Origin of the sequence: Aeromicrobium sp. 9AM, assembly GCF_902506105.1 — a bacterium.
Classification (GTDB): Bacteria; Actinomycetota; Actinomycetes; order Propionibacteriales; family Nocardioidaceae; genus Aeromicrobium.
Map to the genome: position 1 here is coordinate 654,901 of NZ_LR733304.1, position 26,262 is coordinate 681,162.

Annotated in this window: 28 protein-coding genes; 23 read left to right on the plus strand and 5 right to left on the minus strand. The window is 67.8% G+C overall.

Going from position 1 to position 26,262, the window contains the following annotated elements:
• Positions 1-13 precede the first annotated feature (13 nt).
• The 15 genes from BOSE46_RS09335 (at position 14) to BOSE46_RS09405 (ending at position 13,744) form a co-directional block, all read left to right on the plus strand.
• Entirely contained in the window at positions 14-718 is a 705-nt protein-coding gene (locus BOSE46_RS09335; protein WP_159539981.1) for a Flp pilus assembly protein CpaB, read from the plus strand.
• Positions 715-1,911: a P-loop NTPase gene (locus tag BOSE46_RS09340; protein WP_159539982.1), complete on the plus strand. Its 1,197-nt coding sequence runs from the start codon at positions 715-717 to the stop codon at positions 1,909-1,911. Before BOSE46_RS09335 ends, BOSE46_RS09340 begins: the two co-directional genes overlap by 4 nt.
• Entirely contained in the window at positions 1,908-3,311 is a 1,404-nt protein-coding gene (locus tag BOSE46_RS09345) for a CpaF family protein (RefSeq protein ID WP_159539983.1), read from the plus strand. The genes BOSE46_RS09340 and BOSE46_RS09345 overlap by 4 nt, the downstream gene beginning before the upstream one ends.
• Positions 3,311-4,243, plus strand: coding sequence for a type II secretion system F family protein (locus BOSE46_RS09350; RefSeq protein WP_159539984.1), 933 nt, complete (start codon positions 3,311-3,313; stop codon positions 4,241-4,243). Before BOSE46_RS09345 ends, BOSE46_RS09350 begins: the two co-directional genes overlap by 1 nt.
• 2 nt (positions 4,244-4,245) lie before the next feature.
• Positions 4,246-5,133, plus strand: coding sequence for a type II secretion system F family protein (locus BOSE46_RS09355; protein WP_159539985.1), 888 nt, complete (start codon positions 4,246-4,248; stop codon positions 5,131-5,133).
• 164 nt (positions 5,134-5,297) lie between these two features.
• Positions 5,298-6,341 carry a hypothetical protein gene (locus BOSE46_RS09360; protein ID WP_159539986.1) on the plus strand — a complete coding sequence of 348 codons (1,044 nt, stop codon included), beginning with the start codon at positions 5,298-5,300 and terminating at the stop codon, positions 6,339-6,341.
• A 128-nt stretch (positions 6,342-6,469) separates the two neighbouring features.
• Positions 6,470-6,673 carry a Flp family type IVb pilin gene (locus tag BOSE46_RS09365; protein ID WP_236551689.1) on the plus strand — a complete coding sequence of 68 codons (204 nt, stop codon included), beginning with the start codon at positions 6,470-6,472 and terminating at the stop codon, positions 6,671-6,673.
• 99 nt (positions 6,674-6,772) lie between these two features.
• A complete protein-coding gene (locus BOSE46_RS09370; RefSeq protein ID WP_201299589.1) occupies positions 6,773-6,964 on the plus strand; it encodes a Flp family type IVb pilin in 192 nt (63 codons plus the stop codon).
• A gap of 44 nt (positions 6,965-7,008) precedes the next feature.
• Positions 7,009-7,404, plus strand: coding sequence for a TadE/TadG family type IV pilus assembly protein (locus tag BOSE46_RS09375; RefSeq protein ID WP_159539988.1), 396 nt, complete (start codon positions 7,009-7,011; stop codon positions 7,402-7,404).
• Positions 7,401-8,486, plus strand: coding sequence for a TadE/TadG family type IV pilus assembly protein (locus tag BOSE46_RS09380; RefSeq protein ID WP_159539989.1), 1,086 nt, complete (start codon positions 7,401-7,403; stop codon positions 8,484-8,486). Before BOSE46_RS09375 ends, BOSE46_RS09380 begins: the two co-directional genes overlap by 4 nt.
• Positions 8,487-8,535: 49 nt before the next feature.
• Positions 8,536-9,252, plus strand: coding sequence for a Flp pilus assembly protein CpaB (locus tag BOSE46_RS09385; RefSeq protein ID WP_159539990.1), 717 nt, complete (start codon positions 8,536-8,538; stop codon positions 9,250-9,252).
• Positions 9,249-10,484, plus strand: coding sequence for a P-loop NTPase (locus tag BOSE46_RS09390; protein WP_159539991.1), 1,236 nt, complete (start codon positions 9,249-9,251; stop codon positions 10,482-10,484). The genes BOSE46_RS09385 and BOSE46_RS09390 overlap by 4 nt, the downstream gene beginning before the upstream one ends.
• Positions 10,481-11,908: a CpaF family protein gene (locus tag BOSE46_RS09395; protein ID WP_159539992.1), complete on the plus strand. Its 1,428-nt coding sequence runs from the start codon at positions 10,481-10,483 to the stop codon at positions 11,906-11,908. Before BOSE46_RS09390 ends, BOSE46_RS09395 begins: the two co-directional genes overlap by 4 nt.
• A gap of 4 nt (positions 11,909-11,912) precedes the next feature.
• Positions 11,913-12,848 (plus strand): type II secretion system F family protein, encoded by a 936-nt coding sequence (locus BOSE46_RS09400; RefSeq protein ID WP_159539993.1) that lies wholly within the window; start codon positions 11,913-11,915, stop codon positions 12,846-12,848.
• A complete protein-coding gene (locus BOSE46_RS09405) occupies positions 12,848-13,744 on the plus strand; it encodes a type II secretion system F family protein (protein ID WP_159539994.1) in 897 nt (298 codons plus the stop codon). Before BOSE46_RS09400 ends, BOSE46_RS09405 begins: the two co-directional genes overlap by 1 nt.
• A 15-nt stretch (positions 13,745-13,759) precedes the next feature.
• Here BOSE46_RS09405 and BOSE46_RS09410 read toward each other — a convergent pair whose 3' ends face one another.
• A complete protein-coding gene (locus tag BOSE46_RS09410) occupies positions 13,760-15,163 on the minus strand; it encodes a hypothetical protein (RefSeq protein ID WP_159539995.1) in 1,404 nt (467 codons plus the stop codon).
• Positions 15,164-15,290: 127 nt separating this feature from the next.
• Here BOSE46_RS09410 and BOSE46_RS09415 point away from each other — a divergent pair, with 127 nt between their 5' ends.
• The 5 genes from BOSE46_RS09415 to BOSE46_RS09435 are packed head-to-tail and all read left to right on the plus strand — an operon-like array spanning position 15,291 to position 18,725.
• Positions 15,291-16,505 carry an alkane 1-monooxygenase gene (locus BOSE46_RS09415; protein WP_159539996.1) on the plus strand — a complete coding sequence of 405 codons (1,215 nt, stop codon included), beginning with the start codon at positions 15,291-15,293 and terminating at the stop codon, positions 16,503-16,505.
• Positions 16,502-16,792, plus strand: a complete 291-nt coding sequence (locus BOSE46_RS21610) for a rubredoxin (protein ID WP_159539997.1) — start codon at positions 16,502-16,504, stop codon at positions 16,790-16,792. Before BOSE46_RS09415 ends, BOSE46_RS21610 begins: the two co-directional genes overlap by 4 nt.
• On the plus strand, positions 16,789-16,956 hold the full coding sequence (locus BOSE46_RS09425) for a rubredoxin (RefSeq protein ID WP_056212108.1): 168 nt from the start codon (positions 16,789-16,791) through the stop codon (positions 16,954-16,956). Before BOSE46_RS21610 ends, BOSE46_RS09425 begins: the two co-directional genes overlap by 4 nt.
• Positions 16,957-18,135, plus strand: coding sequence for an NAD(P)/FAD-dependent oxidoreductase (locus BOSE46_RS09430; protein WP_159539998.1), 1,179 nt, complete (start codon positions 16,957-16,959; stop codon positions 18,133-18,135).
• Positions 18,132-18,725, plus strand: a complete 594-nt coding sequence (locus BOSE46_RS09435; protein WP_159539999.1) for a TetR family transcriptional regulator — start codon at positions 18,132-18,134, stop codon at positions 18,723-18,725. Before BOSE46_RS09430 ends, BOSE46_RS09435 begins: the two co-directional genes overlap by 4 nt.
• Here the strand turns inward: BOSE46_RS09435 and BOSE46_RS09440 are convergent, their stop codons facing one another.
• The 4 genes from BOSE46_RS09440 to BOSE46_RS09455 form a co-directional block, all read right to left on the minus strand.
• Positions 18,726-19,160 (minus strand): DUF2149 domain-containing protein, encoded by a 435-nt coding sequence (locus BOSE46_RS09440; protein WP_159540000.1) that lies wholly within the window; start codon positions 19,158-19,160, stop codon positions 18,726-18,728. It abuts the gene before it with no gap.
• Positions 19,157-19,891, minus strand: coding sequence for a MotA/TolQ/ExbB proton channel family protein (locus BOSE46_RS09445; protein WP_159540001.1), 735 nt, complete (start codon positions 19,889-19,891; stop codon positions 19,157-19,159). The genes BOSE46_RS09440 and BOSE46_RS09445 overlap by 4 nt, the downstream gene beginning before the upstream one ends.
• A 40-nt stretch (positions 19,892-19,931) precedes the next feature.
• Positions 19,932-21,197, minus strand: a complete 1,266-nt coding sequence (locus tag BOSE46_RS09450; RefSeq protein WP_159540002.1) for a PKD domain-containing protein — start codon at positions 21,195-21,197, stop codon at positions 19,932-19,934.
• A gap of 116 nt (positions 21,198-21,313) precedes the next feature.
• Positions 21,314-22,855 (minus strand): dolichyl-phosphate-mannose--protein mannosyltransferase, encoded by a 1,542-nt coding sequence (locus tag BOSE46_RS09455; RefSeq protein ID WP_159540003.1) that lies wholly within the window; start codon positions 22,853-22,855, stop codon positions 21,314-21,316.
• Between the two features lie 54 nt (positions 22,856-22,909).
• On the opposite strand from BOSE46_RS09455, the gene rsmI reads away from it, so the two are divergent.
• The 3 genes from rsmI to BOSE46_RS09470 are packed head-to-tail and all read left to right on the plus strand — an operon-like array spanning position 22,910 to position 26,228.
• Positions 22,910-23,737, plus strand: a complete 828-nt coding sequence (gene rsmI / locus BOSE46_RS09460; RefSeq protein WP_159540004.1) for a 16S rRNA (cytidine(1402)-2'-O)-methyltransferase — start codon at positions 22,910-22,912, stop codon at positions 23,735-23,737.
• A 44-nt stretch (positions 23,738-23,781) separates the two neighbouring features.
• Positions 23,782-25,362, plus strand: a complete 1,581-nt coding sequence (metG, locus tag BOSE46_RS09465) for a methionine--tRNA ligase (RefSeq protein WP_236551690.1) — start codon at positions 23,782-23,784, stop codon at positions 25,360-25,362.
• Positions 25,359-26,228 (plus strand): TatD family hydrolase, encoded by an 870-nt coding sequence (locus BOSE46_RS09470; protein ID WP_159540006.1) that lies wholly within the window; start codon positions 25,359-25,361, stop codon positions 26,226-26,228. The genes metG and BOSE46_RS09470 overlap by 4 nt, the downstream gene beginning before the upstream one ends.
• The last annotated feature ends 34 nt before the right edge of the window (positions 26,229-26,262 follow it).

Here is a 26,262-nt window from a genome sequence, read left to right on the forward strand (position 1 = left end):
AAGGGACAGAACCGTGAAGAAGAAGCTGATAGCCCTGCTGAGTGCCGCGGCACTCGTCCTCGTGGGTGTGGTCTCGCTCATCACCTACGCGAACGGCGCGGAGGACCGCGCCTTCAAGGGCGCTGAGCTCGTGGAGGTCCTCGTGGTCAAGTCCGAGATCCCCGCGCAGACTCCGGCCGGCCGCATCACCTCGGCGGTCGAGCTCAAGAAGGTGCCGGCCTCGGTCAAGGCCGACGGCGCGCTCACCGACCTCGACGGGGTCAAGGACCTCGCCACCAACACCAACCTGGTGCCGGGCGAGCAGGTGCTCCGGGAGCGATTCGGTGCCGTCGCCGGCAAGACGAAGTCATCCGCGCTGCCCCCGGGGATGCAGGAAGTGTCCATCTCCGTCAGTGCCCCAAGGACGCCCAACGGGAAGGTGAAGGCCGGCGACAAGGTGGGCATCGTCGCCAGCTATGCCGCCAAGGGCGGCGACGGCGGCTACACGAACATCATCCAGAACGACATGTTGGTCACGCACGTCTCGGAGTCGGTGGTCGGGAAGGCGACCGGCGAGGATGCCGGGGTTCCGATGATCGTCACCTTCGCGGTCAAGCCGATGGACATCGAGCGGATCGTCAACGCGGCCGAGTTCGGCAAGGTCTGGCTCACGGCGCAGAACCCCCAGACCGACACCGACGGATCGAAGCTCATCCACTCGAAGGACGTGATCAAATGAGCAGGATCCTGCTCCTCGGCGGCGACGGCGGCTTGGAGTACCGGCTGGGTCAGTTCCCCGGCAACCTCCTCGTCCCGGTCCCGGGGGCCACGGTCGAGAAGCCGGACTTCGACATCCGTGCGCTGCTGGCGGACGAGCACCTGCCCGACATCGTGGTCCTCGGACCGCAGGTCACCCGGCACACCGCCATGTCGATCGCCAGCATGATCGACGCCATCCATCCGCAGATCACCGTCGTCCTGGTGGCGGAGCCGACAGCCGACGTGATGCTGGAGGCGATCCGGGCCGGCGTACGCGATGTCCTGCCGCCGGAGGCGAGTGATGAGGACTACCGCATCATGCTCCTCAAGGCTCATGACCACGCGACTCGCCGCACGCTGCGACGAGCGACGGAGGAGCCCATCGAGAACCGGGTCGTGGAGAGTCGCGTCGTCGTCGTGGCATCGCCCAAGGGCGGGGTGGGGAAGTCCACGATCGCGGTCAACCTCGCGGTCGGCCTGGCCCGCCAGGCACCGCAGGACGTCGTGCTGGTCGACCTCGACCTGCAGTTCGGCGACGTCGCGACCCACCTCGATCTCAAGCCGGCGCACTCACTCGCCGACGCGTTCGCCAGCCAGGGCGGCCTCGACACGCTCCTGCTCAAGACCTTCCTCACGGCGCACCCGGCAGGGTTCTACGCCTTGTGCGGCTCGGAGTCGCCGGCCGCGGCGGACAAGATCGGCCCCAAGCAGGTGCGCGAGCTGCTCGCCTCACTGGCGTCGCAGTTCAGGTACGTCATCGTCGACACCGGCGCGGGGCTCGACGAGCCGACCCTGGCGGCGCTCGAGGAGGCCAACGATGCGGTCTTCGTGTCGAGCATGGACGTCGCGAGCGTCCGGAACGTGCGCAAGGAGATCGAGGTGCTTGCCACTTTGAACATCCTGCCGAGTCGTCGCCACCTCCTGCTCAACTTCGCCGATCGGCAGTCGGGGCTCTCGGTGAGGGACGTCGAGGCGGTCGTGGGCCTTCCGGTCAACGTCGTCGTCCCACGGTCGCCCGAGGTCGCGCTCTCGGCCAATCGCGGAGTGCCTGTGCTGATGGAGAAGAAGGGCGGGCCGGCTGCCAAGGCGATGAACAACGTGGTCAAGCGGCTCGAGGACGACGGATCGACCAGCAAGGCAGGGTTCGCGCACAAGGGTGTGGCGCTGTCATGAGCAGCCTGAGCGAACGACTCGAGTCGGCTCGACTGGCGGGGGAGCCGGCAGAGGGACCGTACGCGCACCCGCGGCCGGTGCAGAACCGTGTGGTGGAGGAGGTCGAGCCCGCGAAGGTCGACGCGTTCGCCACGGTCAAGGCACGAGCCATCGACTCGCTGTTCGACAGCATCGGCACGCGGATCTCCGACTCGAGCCTGACGGAGGAGCAGCTCCAGGGCTACGTACGTGAGGAGCTGACCCGCATCGTCGGGGCCGAGCAAGTCCTGCTGACCGGTGACGAACGACAGCGGCTCATCCGCGACATCGAGGACGACGCTCTGGGCCTCGGCCCGCTGCAGCGACTGCTCCACGACCCCACGGTCACGGAGATCATGGTCAACGGTCATGAGCGCATCTACGTCGAGCGTGGTGGCCGCCTGATCGAGAGTGGCCTGCGATTCGGTTCCGAGCAGCACCTTCGTCGCGTCATCGAACGGATCGTCGCCAACGTGGGTCGCCGCATCGACGAGTCGTCGCCGCTGGTCGACGCCCGGCTCAGCGACGGCTCCCGCGTGAACGCGGTGATCCCGCCCCTGGCGGTGCACGGCTCGTCGCTGACGATCCGCAAGTTCTCCGAGACGCCGTTCCAGGTCGCCGACCTGGTCCGCTTCAAGTCCATGACCCAGCCGATGGCCGAGCTGCTCAACGCGTGCGTGCAGGCGCGCCTCAACATCATCGTCTCGGGAGGCACGGGCACCGGGAAGACCACGCTGTTGAACGTCCTCTCGTCGTTCATCCCGACGGACGAGCGCATCGTGACGATCGAGGACGCCATCGAGCTCAAGCTCCAGCAGGATCACGTCGTCAGCCTCGAGAGCCGACCGCCCAACGTGGAGGGCAAGGGCGAGATCACGATCCGCGATCTCGTCCGCAACTCGCTGCGCATGCGGCCCGACCGCATCGTCGTCGGCGAGGTGCGCGGTGGCGAGAGCCTCGACATGCTGCAGGCGATGAACACCGGCCACGACGGCTCGCTCTCGACCGTGCACGCCAATGCGCCGCGCGACTCCATCTCCCGGCTGGAGACGCTGGTCCTCATGGCGGGCATGGATCTGCCCCTGCGGGCCGTACGTGAGCAGATCGCCTCGGCGGTCGACCTGATCGTGCAGCTGACTCGCCTGCGTGACGGCACCCGCCGGGTCACTCACGTGACCGAGGTGCTCGGCATGGAGCAGGACACCGTCGTCCTGCAGGACATCTTCCTGTTCGACTTCGCCGCCGGCACGGACGCCGACGGTAACTTCCGCGGCGTGCCGAAGTTCACCGGCCTTCGGCCACGGTTCATCGACAAGTTCGAGGAGTACGGGATCCCATACTCGGCCGAGAGCTTCATGACGGCGATGGGCGGTGTCCGCTGATGCTCGCACTGGGTGTGGTGGCCATGGTGGCGGCGCTGGGACTCGTGTCCTTCGTGGTGGTGGGCCCGAGCGTCGGAAAGGTGGAGCTGTCCCGCCGGCGTCCACCCGGCACGGAGTCGATGCCACCGCTGCGTGCGGTCTCGGAAGGTCTCGTCAACCTGGTGGACGCGGTGCTGAAGCGCCGCGGCTGGGTGCCGTTTCCGTCGTCGGAGATCGAGATGGCGTCCCTGCGGATGACTGCAGGATCGCTCGTGGTCCTGGTCTCCGTGTTGAGCTTCACGGTCTTCCTGCTCGGCAGCTCGTTCTCGGGCAACATCCTGATCGGCCTGCTGATCGCGGTCATGGTCCCGCTCATCACCAAGGTGGTGCTGCGCCGTCGTGGCAACAAGCGGCGTGCGGCATTCGGGGAGCAGCTCGACGAGGCACTCCAGATGATCGCGTCGGCGCTGCGCGCCGGCCACAGCCTGGCTCGAGCGCTGGACACCGCGTCGCGCGAAGCACCGGTGCCCACGTCGGAGGAGTTCGCACGCATCGTGAACGAGAACCGGATCGGCCGTGATCTGGTCGAGGCCATGAACACCACGGCTGACCGCATGGAGAGCCAGGACTTCAGATGGGTCGCCGAGGCCGTGGCCGTCCAGCGGGACACCGGTGGCAACCTCAACGAGGTGCTGGACAAGGTCGGCACGACGATCCGCGAGCGCAACCACATCCTGCGCGAGGTGCAGACACTCTCGGCCGAGGGGCGCATGTCGGCTGTGATCCTCATGGTGCTGCCGGTGTTCGTCGGACTCGGGATGACGGTGACCAACCCCGGCTACATGGCGCCGCTGTTCGACGGCTTGACCGGTGTGGTGGTCGTGGGCGTGGCGCTCGTGCTCTTCACCATCGGCGGCCTGTGGATGCGGGCCATCGTGAACGTGAGGGTGTAGTGATGATCCCCCTGTTCTTCGGAGTGATCTGCCTGGTCGCCGCCATCGGCACGCTCGTGCCACTGCTCGACTTCGCGCCGTCCACCAGGAAGAGCATCAAGGCGCGCGTCCGGGCGATGGCAGCGACCACCAACCATGAGGGCAGGCCGGCCAAGAAGCGCACCCTCAGTGCCAAGAACCCGGACCTCGGAGTGCTGCGCGCTGTCGTCACCCGCGGAGCCGTGGCGAAGATCGAGCGTCAGCTCGGGTTGGCCGGCAAGACCCAGGCTGTCCTGCCCATGGTCGTCGCGCTCAAGGTCATCGCGCCGGTGGTCGTCGGCCTGCTGGCCTATTCCTTCGTGGCCAAGATGGCGTCGCCGCTGTGGTGGCTCATCTACTGTGTCGTGGTCGTCGTGGCGTACTTCGTGCCGGACATCATCGTCGGGGGGCGGGCGGTGGAACGACAGAAGCGGATGATGTACGACCTGCCGGACGTGCTCGACCAGATCACGATCTCGATCGAGGCGGGAATGAGCTTCGAGGGCGCCTTGTCCAGGGTCGGCGTCAACAACCGCGGTCCGCTCGGCGAGGAGATTGTTCGCACGGTGCAGGACATGAACCTCGGGATGCCGCGCCGCGAGTCGTACCTCGCGCTGGCTGCCCGCAACGACGTCGAGGACCTCCGGCGATTCACCAAGAGCATCGTGCAGGCCGAGGAGTTCGGCGTACCGATCTCCCAGATCGTCCGGATCCAGGCGGAGGAGATGCGCGACAAGCGTCGACAGCGTGCCCGGGAGACGGCGCAGAAGGTCCCGGTCAAGCTGCTGTTCCCCATGTTGACCTGCGTCATGCCGGTGCTGTTCATCGTCATCCTGACGCCGGCGATCCTCGGCATCGGCAAGGCGTTGTAGGCCAGACCTTCTCGGGATGACATCGCGGGCGCGGGCCACAGGCCCCGTCCGCGGTGTTGTGTGGTGGGCCCGACCGTCCCGCGCATTCCGGGGCTTTTGCGGCCCGGCGCGCCTATGCTGACGGCCATGTGCCGGCACGCGGGCGGGCAATCGCAGGTGACGCCATGACCAGTCGGTTCGCGACGTGGTCTGCCCTGGCCCGGCTGGGCACGCTGGCATCCGTGGTCATCGCGATCGCGGCGATCACGCTCGCGGTGGGACCGCTGCAGGACTACTCCGGCTCGAGTGGTGGCGACGGCACGGACTCCGACCTCTATCGGGCCGTGGCGACGCGGGTGCAGGACGGGCAGAACTTCTACTCCGCCTCCGTCGAGGAGCAGCGTGATCGTGGCTATCCCGTACGTCCTGCGGTGACGGTCCGAGAACCGACCCTGACGTGGCTCGTCGCTGCGGCTGGCGGGTGGCGCCACGCGATCTGGCCCCTGGGTGCACTGGCAATCCTTGCCGCCCTCGCGACGATCCGGCGATTCGAGGAGGTCGACCAGCGGCGGTGGTTCTTCGCGTTGAGCGGCATCGGCGCGCTCGCGGCATTCGGTCCGTATGTCGGTTCCGTCCAGGTCACGCAGCACGAGTGCTGGGCGGGTCTGTTGATCGCGGTGTCGCTCGCCGTGCGTACGTCCGAACGCTTCGTGGCTGCGATGGTGCTGGGGCTGGCGGCGTGCTTCGTACGCGAGCTGGCCGCGCCGTACCTCGTGCTGATGGGAGTGCTGGCTCTCTTGGAGCACCGCCGCCGCGAGGCAGGAGCTTGGCTCGCGGCGGCACTGACGTTCGCCGCTGCATACGGAGCGCATCTCTGGGCCGTTTCCAGGCACACGTCGCCGAATGATGTGCGATCGCCGGGTTGGCGGACGTACGACGGACTGCCTCATGTGCTGGAGACGATCCGGCTGACCACGGTCGCCGGGCTCGGCCCGGATGTCGTCAGCGCGATGATCCTGGCCCTCGGCCTCCTGGGCTGGGCCTCCGTACGATCGCCGCTCTCGCACCGCGTCCTGGCCTGGATTGCGATGTGGATCGTCGCGACCATGATCGTCGGGCGGCCGGAGAACATCGTGTGGGGATTCGTCTGGGTCGGGCCGCTCGTCGCCGGACTGGTGTTGGTCCCGGGAGCGGTGCGATCGCTGTGGATAGGTGACAGGCATACGTAGTCATTACTGACCATGGAAGCGTCACCATCGGAGGCATTTTCGCTGTTTCGGCGGGCAATCCGGTCCCGAGAGGAATACGTTCACCTCGCGAGCACGGCATCGTGCTCGCCGAGGCACGGAGGACAAACGTGAACGTTTTCACGGCGCATCTCCACCGGATTCGTGGCTGGCTGCAAGCACGCGACACGCGTGTCGAGCGGGGAGCCACCTTGGTGGAGTACGCAGTTCTCATCGGGGTCATGGCGGGCGTTGTGCTCGTCTCGGTCACCTTGTTGGGCGCAAGGATCACTGACCTCATCGACAGCCTGCCGGCGATGCCCGACCTGGGCTGACTGAGCTCCACCAACCTCAGATCGCCAAAACTCCCCACGCCGCGCCCATCCAGCGCGGAGGTTCATCCTGCACGTCTCCCAACGTCAAAGGAAACTCCCATGAACATTTCCGAGAAGTTCTTCAACGCCTACCTCGCCCTCCTCGGCCGCATGCAGCGCCCGGAAAAGGGTGCCTCCATGACCGAGTACGCGATCCTCGTGGCCGTGATGGCCGGCGTCGCGTTCGCCGTCGTCACGCTGCTCGGCAGCAAGATCTCCAGCTTCATCAACGGCATCAACATCCACACCTGATCGTCATCTCCCCGGAGTCCGTGCGAGTCGCGAAGGAGGTGAAGATGGTGCAGCACAAAGAGCGTGGTGTTGCGGTGGTCGAGTTCGCCATTGTCCTGACGCTCCTCGCGCCGCTGATCGTCGTGATTGTGGCGTGGGGTGTGCGGTTCCACAATGCCGCCCAAGCGGACAACGCCGCCTTCATCGCAGCGCGGTACTACGCGATCAAGTGCACCACCGACGGCGCCGGTCCCGCGGCCTCGGCTGCCAAGGCCGCCGGCGCCGCATCGACCACGTTGGTGTCGGCGGGCGACATCACGTTGTCCGGATCCTGCACCGTCGGCGGAACGATCACCGCGCGGATCTCCAAGAACCAGGCCTGGAGCCCGCCCGTGCCGCTGTTCGGCATGTCCGGCACGTACGCCCTCGGTGGAACGGGAGCTGCGCGATGCGAAGGATGACCAGGCGTGAGGACGGAGCCACGGCACTGTTCGTGGCGATCCTGTTGGCTTGCCTGCTCGCCGCAGCCGGCATCGGGATCGACACGACGTCGATGGCGTTCCAGCGCTCGCGGGTCCAGCACGGCACCGACGCCGGTGCCCTCGCGGTGGCTCAGTCGTGCAAGGCCGGGACGTGCGACGCGAGCCTCGCCGGCCAGTTCCTCAGCAAGAACGCGTCCGGCGGAGGCTCGGACAGCGGGCCTGCGGTGTCGATCACCTCGACGACCGTGACGGTCGGCTCGAGCAAGGCGGTCGAGACATCGTTCTTCGGTCTGCTCGGCGTCGGCTCGAAGTCGGTTTCGGCCTCCAGCACCGCGTCGTGGAACACCAGCCCCACCAGCGGGGACGTTCTGCCGTTCCTGGTCTCGCTGTGCGAGTACACGACAGTTCACGTCAACGATGCCACGTTCATCGACACCAACTCGAACGACGACATCAAGGACTACAAGCAGAACGATCCACAGAAGGTGCTCGCCGACGACGGGAACCTCACATCGGGGTGCGGCACGATCCCGACAGGCGTCAACGTCCCCGGACTCAGCGGATCGACGCGCATGGTCATCGGCGGGCTCTGGAAGTCTGCCAATGGCAAGTGCAACGCGTCGGCCAACAGCGGCAAGTCGCACCTGTCGATCGGCGACGCAGTCGGCGACTTCCAGCTGTGCGGTGCCAACACGCAGCAGACCGACAAGTACGGCGGCACGTCCGGCGACGACAAGTTCGTACCCGGAAAGGTCACCCTGTTCGCGCTCTACGCGCCCACCAAGAACTTCGCGTTCGGCGGCGTGAAGACCAAGAACGACGGCACGACTCCCACGACCGAGTTCGCCGAAAACGCGCCCGCGTTCAACTTCAAGGTCGTCGGATTCGCCCCGTTCAAGGTCACCGGGTTCCGCCTCGGCACCTCGGGCAACTCCTGCCTGGGGTCCTGCCCCAGCGGCAAGATCGGCATCTGGGGCTCGTTCGTCAATGACATCAGCGAGGACGCCGACTACGAGGTCGGCGGCCCCAACATCGGCTCCGTCGTGAAGCTGATCAACTGATGTGTTCCGTCGGCCCCACGAGAGGCCATCACCCAAGGGGAGAGAAACCATGAACAAGAGAATCGTGGCGGTGATCGGAGCAGTCGTTCTCGCACTGGTCGGAGTGGTCATGCTCGCGGCCTACGCGAAGGACGCGGACGATCGGGCGTTCGACGGGGCAGAGCTCACGTCGGTGCTGCGAGTGACGGACTCGATTCCCGCGGACACCACGGCCACGGACGCCGCGGGCAGCGTCGAGCTGGTCAAGCTGCCGCGCAAGGCGGTCGCAGACGGCGCGATCGCCGACCTGGCCGACGTGTCGGGGCTCAAGACCACGGTGCAGCTCGAGCCCGGCGAGCAGGTGCTGGCCTCCCGCTTCGCCAAGGAAGGCTCAGGTCCGGCTGCCGATGAGAAGGAGACCTTGACCGGTGTGCCGAAGGGATACCAAGAGGTCACGGTGCAGCTGGCCCTGGCGCAGGCCGGGGGTGGCCTGCTCAAGCCCGGCGACATCGTCGGCGTCGTGGCGAGCTATCCGACGACCGACACCGGCGGTTTCACCCAGCTGGCCAAGAACTTCGTCAGGGTGACGCGAGTGGTCAACGGCGACACCAAAGGTGGGGATGAGGAGGCCGTGTCCCAGCAGCTCGTGACACTGGCCGTCACGACCCGCGACGCCGGCCGCATCATCAACGCCGCCGAGTTCGGCAAGGTGTGGTTGACCCAGCAGAACAAGAACACTGCGACCGGTCACGGTGGGTCGGTCACCAAGAGCGAGGTCACGAAATGACGCACATCCTGGTCCTCGGCGCCGCAGCCGACAGCGCCCGCCGGATCGGCCTGATGGAGGGTCACGAGGTCGTCGTGGTCGAGCGAGAGATCGTCGAGAAGCACGCGCGCGTCGGTGACGTGGACGTGCTGCTGAGTCGCGAGTCCGGCATGCTTCCGGAGATCGTCGTGCTGGGTGAGGAGATGGCGCTGCCCGATGCACTGCGACTCGCCGCGATCGTCGACCGGCTCGTCCCCACGGCCGAGATCATGTTGATCGGCCAGCCGAACGCCGAGACGGCCTTTGCCGCGATGCGTGCCGGAGTGCGCGAGATCATTGCGCCCACCACGTCCGACGACGAGCTGGCCCAGATGCTGCACCGGGCCGCCGAGAACGTCAGTGACCGGTTGAGGCCGAACCTGACCACGGACGTCGAGGGCGCGGTGGTCCGATCGACCACCGTGGTGGTGATCTCGGCCAAGGGTGGCGTAGGCAAGAGCACAGTCTCCACGAACCTCGCGGTCGGACTGGCGAAGCGGGCGCCGATGTCGACGGTCCTCGTCGATCTCGACGTCCAGTTCGGCGACGCCGCCACCCTGCTCAACCTCACTCCCGAGCACAGCATCGCCGACGCATTCGGCTCAGCTGCGGCGATGGACACCCTCATCCTCAAGACGTTCCTCACACCACACCCCGCGGGGTTCTACGTGTTGGCCGGTGACGAGTCCGCAACCGTCGGCGACCACGTACGGCCGGCGGACGTCAAGCACCTGCTGAAGCAGCTGTCGACCCAGTTCCGCTACGTCGTGGTGGACACCGGTGCAGGCCTCAGCGACCACACCCTGGCTGCCCTGGAGGAGTCGGACGAGGTCGTCGTCGTGTCGAGCATGGACGTCACGAGCATCCGGGCCGTGCGCAAGGAGCTGGACATCCTCGGCGAGCTCGACCTCCTCCCGCACCGGCGGCACATCCTGCTCAACTTCGCGGACCGCAACGCGGGGCTCACGGTGCGCGACGTCGAGAACGTCGTGGGTCTGCCGGTCAGCGTCGTCGTGCCGCGCTCGCCGGACGTGACGGTGGCCGGCAACCGCGGCGAGTCGCTGATGCTGGCCAAGAAGCCCGGACCTGTCGCGAAGGCGCTGTCCCAGCTGGTCGGTGCTGTCGCAGATGACGGTCCGCAAGCGCCGTCACCAGTGCAGAAGCCGCCGAGAGGCCGCAAGGCACGCAAGCTAGGAAGGCGGCGCAAGGCATGACCACCTTGAGTCAGCGCCTGCAAGCGGCCCGGTCCGGCGAGGTGCTGCCGCCAGCCGTTCCGAGCGCCGGTGTGGAAGCCGGGGCGCAGACGATCCACGAGCCATCCGTGAGCGCTGCGGAGTCGGCCACGGCGACCGACGTACGCCTGGCGGAGGGCCTGCAGGTGGTCAAGGCGCGCGCCGTCGAGACCCTGTTCGACCGGATCGGCGTACGCATCAACGACTCGAGCCTCACCGAGGAGCAGCTGCGCCTGTTCGTGCGGGCCGAGCTGTCGCGGATCGTCGACGAGGAGCCACTGTCACTGACGACGGAAGAACGGCGCCGGCTGATCCAGGACATCGAGGACGACGCCCTTGGCCTGGGTCCGTTGCAGAGGCTGCTCGCCGACCCCGAGGTCACGGAGATCATGGTCAACGGCTGGGACCGCATCTACGTCGAGCGGTTCGGCAAGCTGTCGCCGAGCGGAGCGCGATTCAGCTCCGAGGAGCACCTCCGTCGGGTCATCGACCGCATCGTGGGTCGGGTCGGACGCCGGGTCGACGAGTCGTCGCCACTGGTCGACGCGCGACTCTCGGACGGGTCGCGCATCAATGCGATCATCCCTCCGCTGGCCGTCGACGGTTCCTCGCTCACGATCCGCAAGTTCTCCGACACGCCGTTCGGCGTCTCGGACCTGGTGGGGTTCGGCACGATGACCAAGGGCATCGCCGAGCTGCTGCATGCCTGCGTCCAGGCGCGACTCAACATCCTGGTCTCCGGCGGCACGGGCACCGGCAAGACAACCCTGCTCAACGTGTTGTCGTCATTCATCCCAGGAGACGAACGGATCGTCACGATCGAGGATGCGGTCGAGCTTCGGCTCCAGCAGGAGCACGTCGTGCGCCTCGAGAGCCGGCCGGCCAACATCGAGGGCCGCGGCGAGGTCAGCATCCGCGAGCTGGTACGCAACTCGCTGCGCATGCGCCCCGACCGCATCGTGGTCGGCGAGGTGCGTGGCGGGGAGAGCCTCGACATGCTGCAGGCCATGAACACCGGTCACGACGGATCGATCTCGACGCTGCACGCCAACTCGCCCCGAGACGCGATCGCTCGCCTTGAGACCTTGGTGCTGATGGCGGGCATGGAGCTGCCGGTACGCGCCATCCGTGAGCAGGTCGCCTCGGCCGTCGACCTGATCATCCAGCTGACCCGCATGCGCGACGGCTCACGCCGCATCACCGCGGTGACCGAGGTCATCGGCATGGAGAACGAGACCGTGGTGCTGCAGGACGCTTTCGTCTTCGACTACGCCGCAGGGCTCGACGTGCACGGGCGGTTCCGTGGCAGCCAGGTCTCGACAGGCATCCGCCCTCGGTTCACCGACAAGTTCGAGGAGCTGGGCATCAAGTTCAACCTCGACAGCCTCCAGCAAGCCGGGGCGTGACGTCGTGCTGATCATCGCCGGAATCATCTGCGTGGCACTGGCAGTCAGCGCCGTGGCCTATCTCCTGCTGGCCGCGCCCACGCCGCGGGTGGCGCCGGAGCGTCGCCAGTACGGTCCGGTCGAGCAGCGGGCCGCGTTCTCCCTGTCGTCGGAGCGTCTCGTCGAGCGGGTAGACGAGGCTCTGCGGCGGAGCTCCTGGACTCCGTTCGGCGCCAAGGAGCTCGAGCTCGCCGGACTTCGGATCACGCCGGGCAATCTCGTGGTCACCGTAGCCGCAGGGTGCGTCACGGTGTTCTCGGTGCTGTCCTTGCTGACCGGCCAGGTGGCGGTGGGGTTTCTGGCCGCCGTCCTGATTCCGGTGGGTGCCAAGGTCTACGTCCAGCTGTTGACCGATCGTCGTCGTGCGCAGTTCACCAAGCAGCTCGACAGCACGGTGCAGATGATCGCCTCGGCGCTGAGAGCGGGGTTCAGCTTCCCCCAGGCACTCGACGCCGTAGCGCGGGACGCCGACTCGCCAACCGCCGAGGAGTTCGCCCGCGTCATCAACGAGAACCGCCTCGGGCGAGACCTCGTCGTGGCGCTGGAGCAGACGGCGGACCGCATGCAGAGCGAGGACTTCCGGTGGGTTGGCGAGGCCGTGGCCATCCACCGGGACACCGGTGGCAACCTGAACGAGGTCCTGGACCGGGTCGGTGCCACGATGCGTACCCGCAACCAGTTCCGCGAGCAGGTCAGCTCGCTCGCGTCGGAGGGCAAGTTCTCGGCCGTCGTCCTGATGATCCTGCCGGTCGGTGTGGCGGGCTTCTACTCGATCGTCAACCCTGACTACATGGCGCCCTTGGTGGGCACGAGCTTCGGGTTCGTGCTGCTGGGTGTCTCGGTCGTGCTGTATGTCGTCGGTGGCCTGTGGATGCGCAAGATCGTGGATGTGAAGTTCTGATGCTGATCCTCGGAGCCCTGATCCTCTTCGCGGCCTGCGCCGCACTGGCGGTCGCCTTCGGCGTCGTGGGTGCTTCGGACAAGGTCGTGGTCGCCCGCCTCGCCGTGACCACGCCGTCGCGGCAGCGCGAACGTGAGAGCGACAGCCCCGACCTGGTGGTCGAGAACAAGCGTTCCGGTCTGACGAAGCTGCTCGCCTCTGCCACGGCGGTCCGCAAGATCGAGCGCAACATCATGCTGGCCGGGCGGCCACCGGGCTGGACGCTGCGCCGGATCCTGGTGCTCAAGCCCGTCCTGGGCTGCGTGGGCCTGTTGATCCTGCTAGCGGCCCTGTCCGGCGGGGGAGGCACTCTGGCCTGGCTCGTCGGCATCGCGGCAACGCTGGCCTGCTTCTTCGCGCCCGACGCCATCATCAGCAGGCGGGCGCAGGACCGGCAGCTCCAGATCCAGCACGACCTGCCGGACATCCTCGACCAGGTGACGATCTCGGTCGAGGCGGGGCTGAGCTTCGAGGCGGCGTTCGCCCGCATCGGGGAGCGGCGCAAGGGACCGCTCGCCGATGAGATCGTGCGTACCGTCCAGGACATGCGGCTTGGCATGAGCCGCCGCGAGGCATATCAGGCGCTGGCGGACCGCACAGACGTCGAGGACCTGAGCAGCTTCGTCAAGGCGGTGACCCAGGGTGAGCAGTACGGCGTCTCGATCTCGTCGATCGTCCGCAACCAGTCTGAGGAGATGCGCATGCGTCGCAAGACGAGAGCCGAGGCGACGGCGCAGAAGGTGCCGGTGAAGATTCTGTTCCCCCTGATCACCTGCATCTTCCCGGTGCTGATGATCGTGGTGCTCGCACCGGCATTCATCAACCTGGCCAACACCTTGACCAACGGCGACCTCTGACGGAGTCCGCGCACCTCAGCGTCTGACGTACAGCACCGCGATCGCGTCGGAGTCGACGCGGCGCCAGTCGTCCCGTCTGCTGAGCCAGCGGGCCGCACCTGATCCGGAGGGAACCAGCGCGCAACCGGCGCCGGCCAGGTCTGCTGCTCGTGGCCGCTTGATGGCGCGATCGGCGCTGTTCACCAGCCGCTCGCCGTACATGTCGTTGCGCGAGTCGATCGAGACCCTGACGTCGGGCCGCGCGAGGATCACGAAGCCGCCGGTGGGATAGGAGTTGAACAGGTGGCACCCCTGGGGCAGCTGGGCCACCAGGCCGGCGGAGTACGTGTCGGGGTCGGGTCGGCCCAGGTGAGTAGTCACGGGTGCAGCGAGCACCAGCAAGAGCGCCATCAATGGAAGGACGCCTTGGGTCAGCATCACGCGCCGGCTGTGGATGTAGTCCTTGATCACAGCAGTCGACGCGGCGGAGGCCACCAGCGGCAGGGCCGCGAGCGTCGCGAAGGGCAGCATCCGCAACGCGTAGAGCGCGCTGACCGAGGTCGCGGCCAGGATCGCGATGAACAGGACGTCGCGGCGACGCACGGCGATGACCAGGCCGAGGACGCCGACGAGCAGGGGCAACAGCTGGCCGGGATCGCCGAGGTCGAGTCGCTGCCACTCCACGATCGACTCCGTCGACGCGTCCGCGACCTCGAACGACTGCCGGACCACGTCGACGCCGTACGGATTGGCGAGCATGCCGGCGAGCGCCGCCAGCAGCGCCGCGAGGCACCAGGGCGTGCGGCTCCGTGTCGACGGGAGGACGTATGTCCCGGCGGCGACCGCGCCGATCAGGCCTACGCCCATGATCGTCGTCGCGTGGAGGTTGACCCACAGCACCGACACGATGCCGATTGCGGCGACCAGTCGCCAGGGCCGGCCGCGACTGCCGATGAGGTCGTCGAGGAGCAGCACGATGAGGAGCACAGCGAGATAGTCCACGACCTGCGGCCGTGCGCTCAGGAACGTGAAGAGCAACAGGATCGCGACGTGCACGGACACTGCTGCCACGAACGGGTGGGCGTCGCGGCGTTTGGCGAGGAGCAGCACGACCCACAGGGCCGCGGCGACGATCGCCTCGCTGCCAAGCGCGACGGCGGCCAACCCGCCGATGTGGTCGAGGGCCCCGACGACGACGTTGAACCCCCAGGAGTTGAGCCGCCAAGGTCTGCCCAGCGCTGTCCACGAGTACGGGTCGGTCGTCGGCAGCGACCAGTGCGACAGCGTGAGGATGCCCGTGCGTACCTGCCAGAACGTGTCGGACTCGGCCATCGTCCCGGCACGGATGAACAGCACCGGGAGGAACGAGAGCCACGCGACGAACCACGGGTGCCGGCGGACTCCGGCCGCGACGCGCTCGACCGCTGCTCGCGCTGCCATCCGTGCAACGTACCGCCGTCCTGACGTCCGGCGAGGCGAATCGGGGGCCAACCCATTGCCCTTGTACTTTACATTTGCTACCTTCTTGTAAAGCGCCTCTCCCAAGGCGTACGAGGAGGAATGCAGCATGACGATCCAGGCAACTGTCGACGGCCAGGTCATCCAGTGGCGCGACAAGAAGCGCTACCTGTGGATCATGGGCGCGATCATCCCGTTGATCCCGCTGATGATGTGGGGGCTCTACGCGTGGACCGGCGCGACGATCGTGTGGTTCTTCGGACCGTTCTTCGTGTTCGTCCTGATCCCGCTGTTCGACCTGCTTGCCGGGCTCGACCCCAACAATCCGCCTGACGACCTGATCGAGGCGCTCGAGGAGGACCGCTACTACCGCTGGGTGACCTACGCGTTCATCCCCGTGCAGATCGCCGGGCTGATCTGGGGTGCTTACCTGCTCGGCGGCGGCACGCTCCCGGGCATCGACGACCCGCTGACCGTCGTGCAGAAGATCGGCCTCGCGCTCGGTCTCGGCATGGTCGCCGGCATCGGCATCAACACCGCGCACGAGCTCGGCCACAAGAAGGAGGAGCACGAGCGCTGGTTCGCCCGCGTCGCCCTCGCCCAGACGTTCTACGGCCACTTCTTCATCGAGCACAACCGCGGCCACCACGTACGTGTTGCCACTCCCGAGGATCCCGCGAGTGGCAGGCTCGGCGAGACGGTGTGGGAGTTCATGCCGCGCACGATCCTCGGCAGCCTCACGAGCGCCTGGGGACTGGAGAAGAAGCGCTTCGCCCGTCAGAAGAAGTCGCACTGGACGATCAAGAACGACCTGTTCAACGCCTGGGCGTTCTCGGTGGTCCTGTGGGGCGCCCTCACGATCGCGTTCGGTTGGGAGATCCTGCCGTACCTCGTGATCCAGGCGGCGGCCGGCATCTGGCTGCTCGAGTCGGTCAACTACCTCGAGCACTACGGCATGAAGCGCGCCAAGCTCGACTCCGGCCGGTATGAGCGGGTCAACCCCAGCCACAGCTGGAACTCCAACAACATCGGCACCAACGTGCTGCTCTACCACCTGCAGCGGCACAGCGACCACCACGCCAACCCGACCCGCCGCTACCAGGCGCTGCGTGACTTCAAGGAGGCCCCGGTCCTGCCCACGGGCTATGCGGGCATGATCGTCCTGACGTGGGTCCCGCAGGTCTGGCGCAAGGTCATGGACCAGCGGGTCCTGGGTCACTACGACGGCGACATCGGCCGCGCCAATCTGCATCCGCGCACGGCTGAGGCGTACGTGCGGAGGTACGGCGTGGGCACGAGCAAGGACGAGGAGATTGCGGCATGAGCAAGTGGATCTGCCCCAACTGCGAGTACGTGTATGACGAGGAGCAGGGCAACCCGAGGGAGGGCTGGCCGGCCGGCACGCCGTTCGCCGAGATCGACGCCGACTGGACGTGCCCCGACTGCGGCGTGCGTGAGCAGGTCGACTTCCTGCCGATCGAGGAGTTCGAGCGCAACGACCAGGACGGCAACATCATCGCCGCGGAGACCAGGGCCGACGTGCAGCGCAAGTCCGCCGAGCGGCAGGACGCAGCCAACGACGACGTAGCAACTGAAGGAGCAGACCAGTGAAGCGGTGGGAATGCCAGCAGTGCGGGTTCATCTACGACGAGGCCGAGGGCTGGCCCGAGGAGGACATCCCGCCGGGCACCAAGTGGGAGGACATCCCCGACGACTGGACGTGCCCCGACTGCGGCGCCGCCAAGGCCGACTTCACGATGCTCGAGCTGGTCTGAATGACCCATCGCACGGTGATCGTCGGTGCCGGCATCGCCGGGGTCAGCGCGGCCGCGGCGATGAGGCGCACCGGCTACGAGGGCGAGATCGACCTGCTGGGTGCTGAGCCCGAACTGCCCTATCGCCGGCCGCCGGTGTCCAAGGAGATCGTCCGCGGCGAGAAGACCCCCGACGAGATCCGCATCAAGAAGCCCGAGTGGTACGAGCAGCAGTCAGTCAACCTGCGCACCGGGGTCACGGTCGCCTCGGTCGACACCGACGCCCACCTGGTTCGGCTCACCGACGGTGAGGAGGTCGCGTACGACCAGCTGCTGCTCGCCACGGGTGGCCGTGCCCGCCACCCGTGGTCGGCAGCCGGCATCCGTACGTTGCGCACCCTCGCGGACGCGCCGGACCTGCAGGCCGAGCTCGCCCCGGGGCACCACCTGATCGTCGTCGGGGCCGGCCTGATCGGCTCCGAGATCGCCGCGAGTGCCCGCCAGATGGGCTGCGACGTGACGCTGCTCGAGACCGCTGCACTGCCGCTCCCGCGCCTGCTGCCGCCCGAGCTGGGCGAGCTCTACGTCGACCTGCACAAGAGCGAGGGCACCGACCTGCACACCGGAGTCGAGGTCGCATCGATCAACGATGAGGACGGCCACACCGTCGTACGCGCCAGTGATGGCCGCACCTGGTCGGCGCCGGTCGTCGTGGTCGCGGTCGGCATGCAGCCCAACGTCGAGCTCGCCGAAGCGGCAGGCATCGAGGTCGCCAACGGCATCGTGGTGGACGAGCTCGGCCGCACGTCCGCACCGGATGTCTTCGCGGCCGGTGATGTCGCCAACCAGCCCAACGGCGTGCTGGGCGGCCGGCACCGGGTCGAGCACTGGCAGGGCTCGCAGAACCATGGCACGGCAGTCGGCAAGGTCATGGCCGGTGGCGAGGACCCGTTCGTCGAGGTGCCGTGGTGCTGGTCGGACCAGTACGGCCACAACCTGCAGGTCACCGGATGGCCCGAGGCGGCCCACGAACTGGTGGTCCACGGCTCGCTGGACGACCGGGACTTCATCGCGTACCTGCTGGACGGCGGGATCGTGCGCGGCGCCGTCGGCATCGGACGGCCGCGGGACATCCGCGCCGCCGAGAAGTGGATCGCCGCAGGTCAGCGGCTTGACTACGCGCTGGAGGGCGGCACATGACCACCGAGGCAGCAGTGGCTCCGGTGCGCGAACGCCTCCTCGACGCGGCGCAGTCGATGATCGAGGACACCGGCTGGTCGAGCGTCACGATGGCGCGCATCGCCGAACGGGCCGGCGTGAGTCGGCAGACGGTCTACAACGAGTTCAGCAACAAGCACGGCCTTGCCGAGCAGCTGGCGATGCGGGAGCTGGCGCGATTCCTCGCCGTCGTGCGCGAGCGGATGTCGGCGGAGACGACCCTCGTCGACGGCATACGGGCAGCCTGCGAAGGTGCGCTGCTGATGGGGGAGCAGAGCCTGCTGGTCCGCACGATCGTGACCTCGCTGCCCGAGGAGCAGGATGCGGACTTTCTGCAGATCCTGACGACGGAGTCCGGCGAGATCGTCGAGGCGGCCGTGATGGTCGTCAAGCAGTCGATCGCCGACCTCTACCCGCCGACGCCGCTGACCGACGCCGAGCTGACCGTCGCGGTCGAGGTCGTCGTACGCCTGGTGCTGTCGGCGATCACCCGGCCGTCCAAGCCCGCGCGCGAGGCCGCCGCTGACATCGCCTGGATCACCGGCCTGGCGCTGAAGGGTGCCGGCGGCTGACTACGGCGAGGGCGTCGGGATCGTGGGCGTCGTCGGGATGCTCGGCGTCGGGGTGCTGGGTGTCGGGACGGTCGGGGTCGTGCCCGAGGGGGCAGGCGTCGGGGTGTCGCCGCCCGCGGCGTCCTGCGTGACGTAGACCAGCCGGCCGTCGGCGAGGCGGTAGACCGTGCCGACGGGAGTGCCGCGGCCGACGGTCTTGGTGCCGTTGGGCGGGACGTCCTTGACCTCTTCGCCGGGCGTCGTCTTGACCTCTCCAAGGGCGGGCTTGATGAGCCCCTTGTCGCTGACCGCACCCTCGAGCCCGAGCGAGGACAGTGCGGCGAGCAGGAACGCGACGGCCAGGACGATGCCGATGTCGAACATGTTGACCAGGCCGTCGAGCGGATCACCGGCGCGATCGCGGGAGATGCGCGCCCGCGGCGTCACGTGGATCATGACGTGGTCTCCGAAAGCGGAGGGGTGTCGGCCCTGGGCGTGAGCGGAGCCGGGTCACGGGGGACCGGCACGGGCCTCTTGGGGATCGGGGTCACGGCCGACGCGCCGGTGCCGTCATCGGTGAGGATCGCCGCGATGTATTCCAGGTCGGAGAAGTCCTGGCCGTACAGCCGCTCGCGTACGAGTGACAGTCCGAGGGCGATCGCGCCGACGAGGATGCCGAGCACCGTGATCGAGAACGCGAGCCGCAGGTTGTCGGTCAGGGCGTCGACGTCGCCGCGGGCCAGGCCGTCGAGCGCCGGCGTCAGCGGGATCAGCGTGCCCATGAGGCCGAGGGCCGGGCCGATGCGGACCAGCAGCCGCGTGCGGGCGAGGCGGCCCTGGCGGGAGAAGTCGAAGTCGGCGAGCTCCTTGGCGATGCGGGTGTCGGCGCCGGGCTTGCCGACCTCGTTGACGATGACGCTGAACGCGGCACCCACGGCGGAGCTCCAGGCCACGGTCTGCAGCAGGGCCGAGGCCTCGGTCGTACGTCCGGCGTCGACGGCCTCGCGGGCCGATGCGCCCGACCGGGCCAGTGCCGCGAACGTACGACGCCGGCGCTTGACCAGCTCGACGATGAACATGCCGGTCTCGACGAGGACACCCGCCAGGGCCAGCAGCGCGAGGATCACGACCGGCAGCTCCAGCGCCTCCGCGACGTGGAAGATGACGTTGTAGATGCCGTCGCTCATGCCAGAGCCTCCGTCGTGGCTGCCTGGACTGTTCGCTCGCTCATGCACGTCTCCTCAGGTGCGCCAGCCTGGTGCTGGCCCATCGTGTCTCGATCTCGGCGCCGAGTCCCAGCAGCAGCAGGACGGCGAGGGCGCCGATCACCGCGCCACTGATCTTTCGGCTGGTGGACAGCTCACTCGCCTTGGTCGGCTGACTCGCTGCTTGGGTCCCGGGGATGCTGTCGCCCTCTTCGGCCCCGGCGCCGGCGAGCACGAAGCCCTCGACCTCCTGCAGGCCGTCGTCGACGGGCGTGGTCGGCGGCTCGATCGTCGGCGGGGTGTCGACCTTGGGCGGGGTGCTGGTGTCCTTGGGGATGTAGGGCGGGATGTAGCCGCCGCCCGTGCCCCCGGTCCCGCCAGTCCCGCCGGTGCCCGCACCGCCACCACCAGTGGTGGTCTTCGGCGGCTTGGGCGGCTTGCCAACCTTGACGGTCGTCGTCGATGCGCGACCGTACGACCCGTCCTTCCCACGCACTGACAGGTTCACGGTGTACGTGCGCTTTTTCTTGTACGCGTGCGTGGGGTTCGCTCGGGTGTCCGTGCCCGGCGTGTCGCTGAACGTCCAGGCGTAGGTGAACTTCTCGTCGGTCGGGGGCGTGATCTCGGACGAGAAGGATGCGGTGGTCTTGGTGTCGATCTTCTTGGGGCTCGAGTCGATTTTCACACGAACGAGTTCACCCTTGACGTGGAACGTGAGCTTGAGCGGCTTGCCCGGATCTGTCCTGAAGACATCACCGGAATTGATGTCATTTGGGTTGGTGAGCAACGGGCGGACGTACGCGACACCGTGGTCCTCTGTTGCATAGACCGCCGGGACGAGGCCTCCGGCATAGGGCTTGGTGCCGTCGACCCGATCGCCGGCGAGCACGCTGGGGATCTTCCCGTTCGGAGCCTCCGAGAACGTGACGTCGTCCTCGAGGTCGTTGCTCTCCTCGGCCTGAGCATCAGTGAGGAGCGCGGGGATGGGCAACGTGTTGGGGATGCCGCCGGCGACGATCGATCGAGGCGTCGCACCCTTTTTGTCGCGGATCATGTACTCGACCGGCTCCGGCCTGAGGCCCGGATTGTTGTCGATCGTGTACGAATAGGGCCCCGCAACGGTCTTGGTCACACCCTCGTCGGTCGTGACGAACGTGACGATCACGCACGAGGTGCCAGCCACGCAATCGGCGGCGCTGGACGGCGCGGCACCCACGAGAGGGACGCTGGCGAGCGCGACGACACCACCCAGCAGCGTGCGCCGGATGCGGCGCATGGTGGTGCTCACGGGTCTCTCCCTCCAGAGATCGTCGTCGGCTATCCAGTATGAAGTGCGAAAGGGTCTCGCGCCGACCCTTCAATGAGTTGATCGTACGAACATCTGGCGACGAGCGCGCATCCGCACTAGATCCAGCGGTCGAACCACATGCGTTCGTGCCAGGCGTCGTACGTCGTGATCTTGCCGGTCAGCACCGGGTGGAAGAACCAGAAGGACACCACGACCGCGGCCAGGAAGAATCCGGCGACGAACCACACGACATACCGGTGCCGCGGGGTCTCGGCGGCCCGGACGAGCTCGTGCACGACGAGGGTGATCGCGATGATCGTGAACGGGATGATCGCGACGGCGTAGTAGGAGAAGATCGGCCGGTCGGTGCTCATGAACCATGGCAGCCAGCTGACCAGCACCGCGACGACCGGCACGCCCCATCGCCCGTTGCGGGTCACGAACCACGCGGCGATCGACGCGAGCAGCGCCAGCGCCCCGGACCACCAGATGATCGGGTTGCCGAGGATCATCACCTCGCGCACGCACGACCCGCCAGCGCCCGCCCCGCAGTCCGAGAGCGGGAAGTCGCCCTTGTAGTCGACGACGACCGGGCGTTCGAGCACGAGCCAGCCGGCGGGGTTGGACTCGTACGGGTGGTGCTCGGCGGTGTTGAGCCCCGACCACGAGAAGTCGAACGTCATGACGTGGAAGTGCCACAGCGACCGGAACGCGTCCCGCGTCTCGCCGAGGAAGCCGGGGGTCGGCTTGTCGACATATGCCCCCCACGGCGCCGAGTAGTCGCCGTAGCCGTGACCGAACCTCGCCTCGTACGCGTGATGGTGGATCAGGAAGCCGGTCCACGTCGCGAGGTAGACCAGGCCGGCGACCACGACGATCGACGCGAAGGCCGGCACCCCGACCCGCAGGGTCGTGACGACCCAGCTGTTGCGCTCGGCCGCCGGATCGACGATCCCGCGCTTGCGCGCCAGGACCTCCCAGATCACGGCCAGCAGGCCGAACGCGGCGAGGACGTAGACGCCGTTCCACTTCGTGCCGCACGCCATCCCGAAGCACACGCCGGCGGCCAGCTGCCAGGGCCGGATGATGCGGTAGTGGTCGAGCCGCTCGCGGATCCAGTCGCGGTCGGCGACGATGCAGGCGACGCCGCAGACCACCCAGAACGCGAGGAACACGTCGAGCAGGGCCATCCGCGACATCACGAAGTGCAGGCCGTCGAACGCCAGCAGCAGCCCCGCGAAGCAGCCCATGACGGTCGAGCCGGTCAGGCGGCGAACGAGCCGGGCCAGCACCAGGACGGTCAGCGACCCGATCACGACAGCCGCGATGCGCCAGCCGAACGCGTCGAGGCCGAACACGCGCTCACCGAGAGCGATGAGCCACTTGCCCCCGTCGGGGTGCACGATCCACGAGGGATCGCCGGTCATCAGCCCCGTCGTGTGACCACTCTGGATCTGCTTGTTGGCGTTCTCGGTGAAGTCCTGGACGTACCCGTGCTTGAGCAGTGACCACGAGTCCTTGGCGTAGTAGGTCTCGTCGAACATCAGGATGCGCGGCTTGCCGACGTTCCACACCCGCAGCACGAACGCGAGGACGGCGACGGAGATCGGGCCGATCCAGCCCCATGCGCGATCGGAGACCCTCGCCAGCAACGTCACCGGGCAAGCCTAGGTGAGGGGACCAGGTCTCGATTCACCTGACATGCTGGCGGCATGCTGATCCTCGCCGCGACCCCCATCGGCCAGGCCGCCGACGCGAGCGGCCGTCTCGGTGCGGCGCTGGCGACGGCCGACGTCGTGGCGGCCGAGGACACCCGCCGGCTCAAGCGCCTCGCGTCCGAGCTCGGCGTGGAGATCGGCGGCCGGATCGTGTCCTACTTCGAGGGCAACGAGGAGCGCCGCACCCCCGAGCTGGCAGCGCTGCTGGCCGAGGGCTCGACGGTGGTGCTGGTGACCGACGCCGGTATGCCGAGCGTGTCCGATCCCGGCTATCGGCTCGTCGTCGCCGCGATCGCCGCCGATGTCACCGTCACGGCAATCCCCGGACCGTCGGCGGTGCTGACCGCGCTCGCGGTGTCCGGTCTGCCGGTCGACCGGTTCTGCTTCGAGGGCTTCCTGCCGCGCAAGGCCGGCGAGCGTACGCGCGCGTTGACCGAGCTCGTCGCCGAGCGCCGCACGATGGTGTTCTTCGAGTCGCCGCACCGCACCGAGGCGTCGCTGCGCGCGATGGCAGACGTGCTCGGCGCCGACCGGGCCGCCGCGGTGTGCCGCGAGCTCACCAAGACGTACGAGGAGGTGGCCCGGGGCAGTCTCGAGGAGCTCATCGCATGGGCCGCCGGCCAGGAGCAGGGCGTCCGCGGCGAGGTCACGATCGTCGTCGGTGGGGCCGCCCCGGACCGTCGGACGTACGGGCCGGACGACCTGCGGGAGCTCGTCACCGCCCGGCAGGCCGAGGGGCTCAGCCGCAAGGACGCGATCGAGCAGGTCGCGGGCGAGACGGGCGTGCGCAAGAAGGATGTCTACGACGCTGCGCACTCCTAGCGGGGATGTCCGTCGCGTCTCGGCAGGTCACTAGGATTGAGGACGTGTCCGACTCCACGTTCTACGTCACCACGCCGATCTACTACGTCAACGACGCGCCCCACATCGGGCACGGCTACACGACGGTCATGGGTGACATCATCACGCGCTGGCACCGGCAGCGCGGCGAGAGCGTCTGGTACCTGACGGGCACCGACGAGCACGGCCAGAAGGTCCTCCGCAAGGCCGACCAGAACGGTGTCTCGCCGCAGGACTGGGTCGACAAGCTCGTCGAGGAGGAGTGGAAGCCGCTCCTCGAGACGATCGACATCGCGAACGACGACTACATCCGTACGACCGAGCAGCGCCACCTCGACGGCGCCAAGGCGTTCTGGCAGGCGCTCTACGAACGGGACGCGGTCTACAAGGGCTCGTTCAGCGGCTACTACAGCGTCGGCGCCGAGGAGTTCGTCGGCGACGACGACGTGGCCGACGGCGAGGGCGACGACGAGGGCTTCAAGGTGTCCAAGCTCGACGGCAGCCGGGTCGAGCACATGACGGAGGAGAACTACTTCTTCCGGCTCAGCGACTACCAGCAGAAGCTGCTCGACTTCTACGACGCCAACCCCGACTTCATCCAGCCTGCATCGGTGCGCAACGAGCTGATCGCGTTCGTCAAGCGCGGCCTGCGTGACCTGTCGATCTCGCGCTCGACGTTCGACTGGGGCATCCAGGTGCCGTGGGACGACAAGCACGTCATGTATGTCTGGATCGAGGCGCTGCTCAACTATGTGACCGCTGCGGGCTACGGCGTCGACGACGAACGCTTCAAGGAGCTGTGGCCGGCCAACATCCACATCGTCGGCAAGGACATCGCCCGGTTCCACGCCGTGATCTGGCCCGCCATGCTGATGGCGGCCGGACAGCCCGTGCCGCACCAGGTCTTCGCGCACGGCTGGATCCTGGTCGGCGGCCAGAAGATGTCGAAGTCCAAGGCCAACGGCATCCGCCCCGACGAGATCGTCGACACGTTCGGCTCCGATGCCTACCGCTACTACTTCGCCCGCGCCCTGACGTTCGGCAGCGACGGCTCGATCTCGTGGGAGGACATGCACGCTCGCTACCACGCCGAGCTGGCCAACGGCTTCGGCAACCTGGCGTCGAGGGTCGCCGCCATGATCGGCAAGTACTTCGACGGCTCGCTGCCGGCGGCTGGCGCCACGACGCCGGCGGAGCAGAAGGTCATCGACCTCGTCGCTGAGTCCGTGGCCGACGCCGACGCGGCGATCGAGGCGGTCGCCCCGCAGGACGCGCTGACCGCGATCTGGCGCATCGTCGACGAGCTCAACGGCTACATCACCGAGCAGGCGCCGTGGAAGGTCGCCAAGGACGACGCGGAGAGCGACCGTTTGGCGACGATCCTCAACACCACCGCCGAGGGCCTGCGCGTGCTCGCGGTGCTGCTCAACCCCGTGATGCCCAAGGCGTCCGCGGTGCTGTGGGACTCCCTGGGCGCCGAGTCGGCTCTCGGCACGCTCGCCGACCAGCGCATCGCCGCCGTCGCCGCGTGGGGTCAGTTGCCGTCGGGCTCGACGATCACCAAGCCGGCGTCGCTGTTCCCGCGCATCGAGGCCGCGGCCGAGTGACGCTCACCGACGGCTGGCCGGAGGCCCCGGAGGCGCTGCCGTTCCCCGTTGTCGACAACCACTGCCACCTCGACCACCGCGCGTACGCCAAAGGTAGCGAGGGCGGGTTGCTGATCCCGGTCGACGAAGCGCTCGACCGGGCGGCGGCCGTCGGGGTCACCCGGATCGTGCAGGTCGGCTGCGACCTCGAGGGCTCGCGCTGGGCCGTCGAGACCGCGGCGGCGTACGACTCGGTGGTCGCCGCGGTCGCGCTGCACCCCAACGAGGCGCCCAAGCACGCCGAGCAGGGCGACCTCGACGAGGCGCTGGCTGAGATCGACGCGCTGGCCCAGTCGCCTCACGTGAGGGCGGTTGGCGAGACCGGACTCGACTACTTCCGTACGGGTGAGTCCGGCCGGGAGGCTCAGCACGCGTCGTTCCGTGAGCACATCCGCATGGCCAAGCGGTATGACAAGACGCTCGTGATCCACGACCGCGACGCGCACGACGACGTGCTCGCGGTGCTCGATGACGAGGGCACGCCAGAGCGTACGGTCATGCACTGCTTCTCCGGTGACGCCGCCTTCGCGCGCGAGTGCCTCGACCGCGGCGCCTACCTGTCGTTCGCCGGGACGGTCACCTTCAAGAACGCTGAGAACCTGCGCGAAGCTCTCCGTATCACGCCTTCTGACCGTATCCTTGTCGAGACCGATGCGCCTTTCCTCACACCCACACCGCATCGCGGGAGCCCGAACGCTTCGTTCCTGATCCCGCTGACGGTGCGGTACATGGCTGGAATTGCAGGCAAAACGGTCGAGGAAATGTGCCGGAGCATCGATGCGAACACGGTTTCTGCATTCGGTGGTGACTGGCCTCACAGAATTTGACCCAGGAAGGGGCATCCGTATGGTGGAAAGTCGG